This is a genomic window from Variovorax sp. OK212 (genome assembly GCF_900112425.1).
GTDB lineage: Bacteria > Pseudomonadota > Gammaproteobacteria > Burkholderiales > Burkholderiaceae_C > Variovorax.
This window is the reverse complement of the sequence record NZ_FOLP01000002.1, coordinates 819595-827671: the sequence shown is the minus strand read 5'-3', so window position 1 is coordinate 827671 and position 8077 is coordinate 819595. Positions and strand designations below refer to the sequence as shown.

Here is an 8077-nt window from a genome sequence, read left to right as displayed (position 1 = left end):
TGTGAAAGTAGGTCATCGTCAGGCTCTTACAGCCCAGAAAACCCCAGTCAACATTGACTGGGGTTTTTTGCTTTGCGCGAACAGAAATAGAAGCAAAAACGCATTGGAAATGGCGACAAGCCAATAACCAAACCGCACAACCAACAAAAAAGCCCGATGGACAATCCATCGGGCTTTTTTGTTGGAGCAACCGGCTAAATATCAGTGCCCAAGCCAATCCTTGAGCTCATCCGCATGTTCCTCTTCATCAGCAAGGATGTCCTCGAGCATGCGGCGGGTGGTCGGATCCTTGTCGCCGATCAGCGAGATCATCTGGCGGTACGACTCCACTGCAATGCGCTCCGCGATGAGGTTGGCGCGGACCATCGCCTGCAGGTCGGTCGATTCGTCATAGGAAGCGTGGCTGCGCTCCTGCAGGTGCGAAGGCGCAAAGTCGGGCTCACCACCCAGCTGCACGATGCGTTCGGCAATGCGGTCGGCGTGCCCCGACTCTTCATTGGCATGCACCAGGAATTCGTCCGCAATGGCGGGTGACTCCACACCGTTGGCAGTGAAGTAGTGGCGCTTGTAGCGCAGCACGCAGACCAGCTCGGTCGCCAGCGCGTCGTTCAGCAGCTTGACCACGTCGTCGCGCCAGGGGCCGTAGCTCGGCGTGACGGCGCCTTCGTCGAGGCTGTTGCGGGCGGCATCCAGGCCGCTCTGGTCGAGCACCAGGTGCTTGTGCTCCTGGGTTGCCTTGGAAGAAGAAACATCGGCTTTCATGGTGGGTCCTTTCGTGGGGGACTGGAGGTCTTCTGCATCAACGTAGTGACGATGTCTGCCACGTCGGATGTCTTGAGCACCGCTGCCAGCACGGCCGTGGCCGACAACAGGCGCCACGGCTTGACGAGCACCACCACCGCCCCGGTGGCCGCGGCGATCGCCATGAGCTTGGCTGGCTCCTTGCGCGCGTAGCGCTCGAGCAGCGGACGAGCCAACTGGCCGGCCGCGTGCGCGGGGTGGCGCTGCCACCAGCGTTCCACCACATTGCGGCCAACGGAGAGCCAAACGTTCCCGCTGCCTTGGCGCCGGCGCGGGATTGCGTCCGAAGAATCGTGGGCATATTCCAGATCGTCGTCGCTCTCGTCGTAAGAGGACGGGTCCGCCGCAGCTTGGCGTGCGTACTCGCGGTCGTCCGCGCCGCCGTTAAGCTGTCGCACCAGCGCCCGACGAGAAAGAGAGAGGCGCTGCTGCGGGGTCATAGGCGCCCGCTCAGCGCTGACCATGGTGACCTCCGGCTTCGTGCAAGGCTTGGAGGTCCGCGTCGAGTTGCGCACGCAGGTCGTCGAAACCGTGAGCGACGTTCGGGCGCGCGGCGTACCAAGCGCAAATTGCCGCGATCACCACGGCAACGCCAGGCACGATCACCAGCACCCAGTGAAAGCTGCCGTGCAGCACACCGAGCAGCACGGCCACGCCGATGAGGCCCAGGGCCAGCATGGCGCTCGCTGCCGCCAGCACGCCCGCGACGATGCGGACAACAATGCCGCGCCCCGCATGCGCAGTTTCCTGGCGGACGAGGGCGGCGTAATTGGCTAAGTGGTCAGCGACGAGTTCCGGATGCCCGAGCACCGTGGAAAAAATCGGATGAAGCATGGTGCCGGGAATCGGTGGAGCAACAGGAACTCAGCGGATCAGTAGTCGTCCCGGCTGCGGCGGCTGGCCAGCACGATGAGCGCGGTGATGGCAGCGCCGGCAGCGGCCGCGATGAGCACCGAGCGCACCGGTTGGTCGGAGATGTAGCGGCCCGTCACGTCTGCGGCGGCCTCGAGGCGGCGTTGCGCGCGTGCGCTGGTGGTCGATGCTGCGTCCAAGCCGCGCTGAACGGCTTGCTGCACGCGGGCGGCCAGCTGTTCGACGGCCGGTTCCGCGTCACGGCGCAGTTCGCGGACCTTTTCGCCCGCCGCATTCACCGCGTTCTGTGCATAGGCGCGCGTGGATTCGACTGCTTCGTTGGCGGTCTGGCGTGCGTCGTCGGCGAGTTGCGAAGGGGTCTTGGTCGTGTTCATGTGAAAGTCCTTTACGGGAAGATGAAATGCGGGAGCCTGTTGATCGTAACGACGCTACTTGCGTCGTAGCAAGCCGGCAAGGAAGCTGGCAATCGCAAGGATGGCGAAGATCACGAAAAGGATCTTGGCGATGCCCACCGCGCTGGCGGCGATGCCGCTGAAGCCGAGCAACGCGGCGATCAGCGCGATGACCAGGAACACCACTGCGTAATGCAACATGCGGATCTCCTTCGAGGCTGCCCTCGTTGTGGTGAAGAAAAGGCCCTTCCGCCACCCCTTGCGGGGAGAACCGGATGGCACAGGTGCAACCTTAAATGGGGGCCTGCATGGGACCTGTCAGCGGCCGGGCGCGGGGTGCGTAGGAGATGGCCGAGTCACCCGGCACCAGGGTGTGCAGAAGTGCCGCAGCCCTTGGCGGCAGGCGCAACGGGGCCGCGACAGGCAAGCGATCAGGCCGGCTTGACCACCGGCAGCATCGCACTCAGGCGCGTGCCCTTGCCGGGCGTGGACGCCACCGTGAGCTTGCCGCGCGCCGCCTCCACCCGGTGGCGCATGCCGGCGAGGCCGTGCGTGGACGGCCGCATGCGCTGCGTGTCGAAGCCCTTGCCGTTGTCCGCCACTTCCACGATCACGTGGTTCTCGTAGTTCTTCATCACGATGGTGGCTTCGCTGGCTTCGGCGTACTTGCCGATGTTGGTCAGGCTCTCCTGCACCATGCGGTAGATGGTGAGCTGGCGCGATTCGTCCATGGTCACCGGTTCCAGCGCCATCTCGATCTGCAGGCCCGAGCGCTCGGCGAACTCGCGGCCCAGGATCTCCAGCGACGCCACCAGCCCCAGGTTCGACAACGACGACGGCCGCAGGTCCTCGATGATGCGGCGCTTCAGCGCGATGCCGCTGTTCAGCAGCTCGGTCAAGTGCTGCAGCCGCTGGATCGCGTCGGGCGCGTCGGCCAGCCGCGACTTCAGGCGCGCCACATCGAGCTTGGCTGCAGTCAGCAGCGAGCCCAGTTCGTCGTGCAGTTCGCGCGCGAGGTAGCCGCGCTCGGTTTCGCGCACGTCCTGCAGGTGGGTGGCCAGCTCGGCCAGCGAGGCGGTGCGCTCGCGCACCTCGTCTTCGAGCGCATTGCGTTCGCGCTGCAGCGTCTCCTGCTGGCGTTCGCCGACCGAGCGCAGCGCGTGCGTCTGGCGCAGGTACAGGAAGAAGGCGATCAGCGCCGCCAGCGCGACGATGGCGGTGCCCACGCGCGCCAGTTGCAGCGAATGCAGCACCTGCCCCTGGCTCTCGTGCAGCGTGGTGTTGCTGATCTTCACCAGCTCGCCCGCGGTCGAGCGGATGGCGTCCATCTCCTCGCGGCCTACGTCGGTGGTGATCACGAACTTCCAGGCGTCTTCCTTGCCGTCCTGGCGCAGCCGCACGCTCATGTCCATCTCGGCCACCTTGCGCAGCACGTGCTTCGACAACTCGGCCAGTTGCGTGAGTTCGGCGGGTCGACCGATATACAGCCGGCGCAGCGTGGCCAGATGGCCGTCGACCTGCTTGACCGCGTCGTCGTAGGGTTGCCTGTAGCTGACCTCGCCGGTCAGCAGGTAGCCTCGCTGTCCGGTCTCGGCGTCCAGCATGTTCTGCAGGATCTGGTTGAGCGCACCGCGAACCTGCTGTGCCTCGTCGATATCGGCCAGGGCGCGACTGGACTGCCGGTAGCCGGCCTCGTTGATGCCGACCAGCGCCAGCGCGGCCAGTGCCGCGAGCAGCAGGCTCACGGCCATTTTTGGAGGTGCTAACCAGTGCATGAAACTTTCAAGGATGCTTGCTGTGCAAGATCGTGAATAATTGACAACATTCAGGGACCCGGCATGTTGCGACCCGCATGTCCGCAACACAACGACGAAAGTAACAGATGATCAAAATTGGAATTGTGGACGACCACGCCATCGTGCGATCGGGCCTCCGGCAGTTCTTCTCCGAGCACGTGGACCTGCGCGTGGCGGGTGAAGCTGCCAGCGGGCGCGAAGCCATCGAACTGGTGCGCACCACGGAGCTGGACGTGCTGGTCATGGACCTTTCGATGCCCGGGCAAAGCGGTATCGACGCGCTCGCCATGATCCGCGCCAAGGCGCCGGACGTGGGCATCCTGATCCTGAGCGGCTATCCGGAAGAGCACTACGCGATGAACCTGATCCGTCAGGGCGCGAGCGGCTACCTCAACAAGGAATGCGATCCGATCGAGATCGTCAACGCCATCCGCACCATCTCGCTGGGCCGGCGCTACATCACGCCCGCCGTGGCCGAACTGCTGGCCCGCCAGCTCGACCGCAAGGACGACGCCGCACCGCACGAGCAGCTCTCGGAGCGCGAATTCCAGGTGTTCCTGAAGCTGGCCAAGGGCGAGACCGCCGGCGACATCGCCAAGACGCTGTCGCTGTCCGTGAAGACCGTGAGCACCTACCGCACGCGCCTGATGGAGAAGATGAACCTGTCCTCCAACAGCGACCTGACGTACTACGCGCTGAAGAACAAGCTGATCGATTGAGATCGGCCGGGCGGCAGGGGCAGGGGAGAGGCCCGGTGCGGCTTCTTCCCCGGCCGGCAGCCATCGCCTCGGGTCAGGAGCGCAATGCCCTGGCCTGCACGAGGCAGAAGTCGACCAGCGCGTCGATTTCGTTCGACTTGTCGAACACCGCGTCAACCCCGAACTCGGCGCAGCGCCTGCGGATGTCCGGCGTCGCATAGTTGCTGAGCACCACCACCTTCTGTGCCGGTTTGCGCTCCTGGCAGGCCTGGAGAATGCCCAGCCCGCTGCCCTGCTTGAGAAACAGGTCGACGATGACCAGGTCCCACTCGCCACCGTGGTCGCCGAGCCATGCGCGAGCGACGTTCTCGGTCTCGGCGAAACCGACGACCGTGGTACAGGTGAGCTCTTCCAGAGTGCCAATGAGGTTTTCACGGATCGTGAGGTTGTCTTCGACGACGTATGTCTGCAATCTGGAATCCATGCCGAACCGCGCTTCCTCTGTCGTTGGCAGGTGCATTCGCAGCGTCTCCGCATGGAAATGCCTGCACATGGACATTGAGGCCTTCCTGTTGCGCATCATGCAATCTTCGTGGGCCGCATGTTGTAGGCGGGTTCCGACGCATGCCTCTGCAAAGTGCCTTCCGTAGGCAATGCCTCACGGTTTGTGCGGTGCATCGCCGACTCGGTGCACCTGATTGAACGGTTAACAAGGACACCATGGCAACGAACACTCTCCGCACCCGGCCAGGCTCCTGGCCGCTATGGCAGAAGCTCCTGGCGGCTGTGGCGCTGCTGTTCGCGGCATTGGTCATCGGGCTGATCTTTTTCCCCTGGGACGTGCTTCGCGAGCCGCTGAACCGCTACGTCAGCGAGAAGACCGGGCGCAAGTTCGAGATCACGCGCAGGCTGGACGTCGGCCTCGGCTGGCGGCAGGCCACCGTGAAATTCGACGGCATCGAATTCGCCAACCCCTCTTGGGCACGCGACCCGTACCTGGTGAAGGCCGACCGCGCCGAGTTCGACATCCGCATCTGGCCACTGATCGCCAGCAAGATCGTGATTCCGCACCTGGCGCTGTTTTCGCCCACGGTGGGCTTGCAGATGGAAGCCGACGGCCGCCGCACCTGGGCGCTGGGCAAGGACACCTCCGACTCCGGAACGGTGCCCGACATCGGCCTGATCGAGATCGACACCGGGGCGGTCGACTTCCTCGCCAAGCACCTGGGCGTCGACATCCATGCCGACCTGAGCTACGACACCGGCCGCGGCGAGATGCCGCTCGACTACCGCATGAAGGGCCGCTACAAGGGCCAGCCGCTGACCGCCAGCGGGCGCGCGGGCAACGTGCTGCAGATCAACGCCAAGGGCGCGCCTCCGTTCCCGATGGAGATCAACGCCGCCGCCGGCCAGACCAAGCTCAAGGCCGCCGGCACCGTGGCCGCGCTGTCGGACCTCGACGGCATCGATGCCACCTTCGAGATCAAGGGCCAGACCCTGGGCGCGCTGTTCCCGCTGCTGGGCATCGCGCTGCCGCAGACCTCGCCCTACGCGCTGAGCGGCAAGCTGGGCAAGCGCGGCAAGCTCTGGGAGGCCAATGGCCTGAAGGGCAAGCTGGGCCTCTCCGATATTTCCGGCGACATGCAATTCGACCAGGCCGGCAAGCTGCCACACCTCGGGGGCAAGCTGCGTTCACGGGTCATGGACATGGACGACCTCGGTCCGCTGATCGGCCTGCCGCCCACGGCGCGCACGGCCAACACCATCGAGGGCGTGGCGCCGCCGCCGACCGTCACGCAGGTCAAGCGCCCGGGCGGCAAGGTCCTGCCCACCGCGCCGCTGGACTTCGAGCGCCTGCGCGCCATGAACGCCGACGTCAAATACACGGCCGACAAGATCCAGAACGTGCGCGACATCCCGCTGGACAGCGGCAGCGTGCAGGTCAAGCTCGACAACGGCGTGCTCACGCTCGATCCGCTCGACCTGGGCGTGGCGGGCGGCAAGCTGGCCGGCGCCATCCGCATCGATGCTTCGAAGAACCCGGCGGACATCCGCGCCTCGCTCGACGTGCGCGCCATGAAGCTGGCCCGCCTCATCCCGAAGCTTGAGACGACGGGCAACAGCGTGGGGCGGCTGGACGGCCGCATCAACCTGTCGGGCTCGGGCAGCACCGTGGCCAACTGGCTGGGCGGCGTGTCGGGCGACGTGGCGATCATTTCGGGGCGCGGGCAGTTCGGCAACCTGCTGCCGGTGTTCGCGACGCTGGTGGGCGGCGACATCATCAAGTTCCTGCTGCGCGGCGACCGCAACGTCGAGTTGCGCTGCGCGGCCATCGCCTTCGACGTCAACAAGGGCCTGATGACCGGACGCACGCTGGTGCTGGACACCACCAACGCGCTGTTCACAGCCACTGGTCAGGCCAACCTCGCCACCGAGTCGCTGGACTTCGTGGTCCGCCCGGAGCCCAAAAGCAAGAACATCCTGTCGATCCGCACGCCGCTGGTGGTGAGCGGCACCTTCGGCGCGCCGAAGGGCGGCGTGCAGATTGGACCCTTGGCCGAACGCGGCCTGGCGGCGCTGGCGCTGGGTGCCATCAATCCGCTGCTGGCCTTGGCCGCGACCATCGAGAACGGCCCGGGTGCAGACGCCGATTGCAAGGGCGTGCTGTCGGACGCGAACAGGCCCACGGCCGGCGCGGCGGCCAATGGCGCCGCCCGCGCCAAGGGTGCGAAGCAGCCTTGAGAAGCTTGAGAAACTTCAGACGCCCGGGCGTTGCGCGCAGACGCTGCAGTGCGGGTCGCGCGCCACGCGCAGCGTGTCGAACGAGGTGCTGCGCCCGTCGAACATCAGCAGCTTGCCTGCCAGCGACGGGCCGATGCCGGCCAGCAGCTTGAGCGCCTCGCTGGCCTGCAGTGTGCCGATGGTGCCCACCACGGGGCCGAACACGCCCAGCACCGCGCAACGCGTTTCCTCGAAGTCCGCGTCGGGCGGGAACAGGCAGGCGTAGCAGGGGGAGGCCGCATCGCGCGTGTCGTACACGCTCAGTTGCCCGTCGAAGCGGATCGCCGCACCCGCCACCAGCGGCCTGGCATGCGCCACGCAGGCCTGGTTCACCGCCTGGCGGGTAACGAAGTTGTCGCAGCAGTCGACCACCACATCGGCCGCGTCAACCAGGCGCGACAGCAGCGCCTCGTCCGCGCGCACGGCGTGGGTCTCGATGGAAATCTGGGGATTGATGTCGCGCATGGCCTGCGCGGCGGATTCGACCTTGGCCAGCCCGACGCGCGCTTGCGTATGGGCGACCTGGCGTTGGAGGTTGGTGAGATCGACCTCGTCGTCGTCGACCAGCGTGATGTGGCCGACCCCCGCTGCCGCGAGGTACAAGGCCACCGGCGAGCCCAGCCCGCCGGCGCCGATGACGAGAACCCGTCCGGCACTGACGCGCTCCTGCCCGCCGATGCCGAATTCCTCCAGAAGGATGTGGCGCGAGTAGCGCAGCAGCTCGCTATCTTCCATG

General features: G+C 65.9%; 10 protein-coding genes. 2 read left to right on the top strand and 8 right to left on the bottom strand.

The features are described from left to right. Positions 1-201 precede the first annotated feature (201 nt). The 6 genes from BM004_RS10420 to BM004_RS10395 all read right to left on the bottom strand — a co-directional run bounded on the left by BM004_RS10420 (position 202) and on the right by BM004_RS10395 (position 3841). The gene (locus tag BM004_RS10420) at positions 202-762 is read right to left on the bottom strand and encodes a ferritin-like domain-containing protein (RefSeq protein WP_093133210.1); all 561 of its coding nucleotides are present in this window, start codon (positions 760-762) and stop codon (positions 202-204) included. After that, a complete protein-coding gene (locus BM004_RS10415; RefSeq protein WP_256219850.1) occupies positions 759-1241 on the bottom strand; it encodes a hypothetical protein in 483 nt (160 codons plus the stop codon). The genes BM004_RS10420 and BM004_RS10415 overlap by 4 nt, the downstream gene beginning before the upstream one ends. A 10-nt stretch (positions 1242-1251) precedes the next feature. Beyond that, positions 1252-1635, bottom strand: coding sequence for a phage holin family protein (locus BM004_RS10410; protein WP_093212989.1), 384 nt, complete (start codon positions 1633-1635; stop codon positions 1252-1254). A 38-nt stretch (positions 1636-1673) separates the two neighbouring features. Continuing rightward, entirely contained in the window at positions 1674-2048 is a 375-nt protein-coding gene (locus BM004_RS10405) for a hypothetical protein (protein WP_093212987.1), read from the bottom strand. A 54-nt stretch (positions 2049-2102) separates the two neighbouring features. Beyond that, positions 2103-2267 (bottom strand): DUF1328 domain-containing protein, encoded by a 165-nt coding sequence (locus BM004_RS10400; RefSeq protein ID WP_093133218.1) that lies wholly within the window; start codon positions 2265-2267, stop codon positions 2103-2105. 230 nt (positions 2268-2497) lie between these two features. Continuing rightward, positions 2498-3841 (bottom strand): CHASE3 domain-containing protein, encoded by a 1344-nt coding sequence (locus tag BM004_RS10395; RefSeq protein ID WP_371269106.1) that lies wholly within the window; start codon positions 3839-3841, stop codon positions 2498-2500. Positions 3842-3948: 107 nt separating this feature from the next. Here BM004_RS10395 and BM004_RS10390 point away from each other — a divergent pair, with 107 nt between their 5' ends. After that, on the top strand, positions 3949-4581 hold the full coding sequence (locus tag BM004_RS10390; RefSeq protein ID WP_007837167.1) for a response regulator: 633 nt from the start codon (positions 3949-3951) through the stop codon (positions 4579-4581). 73 nt (positions 4582-4654) lie between these two features. Here BM004_RS10390 and BM004_RS10385 read toward each other — a convergent pair whose 3' ends face one another. Continuing rightward, on the bottom strand, positions 4655-5044 hold the full coding sequence (locus BM004_RS10385; protein WP_093133491.1) for a response regulator: 390 nt from the start codon (positions 5042-5044) through the stop codon (positions 4655-4657). Between the two features lie 236 nt (positions 5045-5280). On the opposite strand from BM004_RS10385, the gene BM004_RS10380 reads away from it, so the two are divergent. Further along, the gene (locus BM004_RS10380) at positions 5281-7302 is read left to right on the top strand and encodes an AsmA family protein (protein ID WP_093212985.1); all 2022 of its coding nucleotides are present in this window, start codon (positions 5281-5283) and stop codon (positions 7300-7302) included. 15 nt (positions 7303-7317) lie between these two features. Here the strand turns inward: BM004_RS10380 and BM004_RS10375 are convergent, their stop codons facing one another. Then, the gene (locus tag BM004_RS10375; protein ID WP_093212983.1) at positions 7318-8076 is read right to left on the bottom strand and encodes a HesA/MoeB/ThiF family protein; all 759 of its coding nucleotides are present in this window, start codon (positions 8074-8076) and stop codon (positions 7318-7320) included. Position 8077 lies beyond the last annotated feature (1 nt).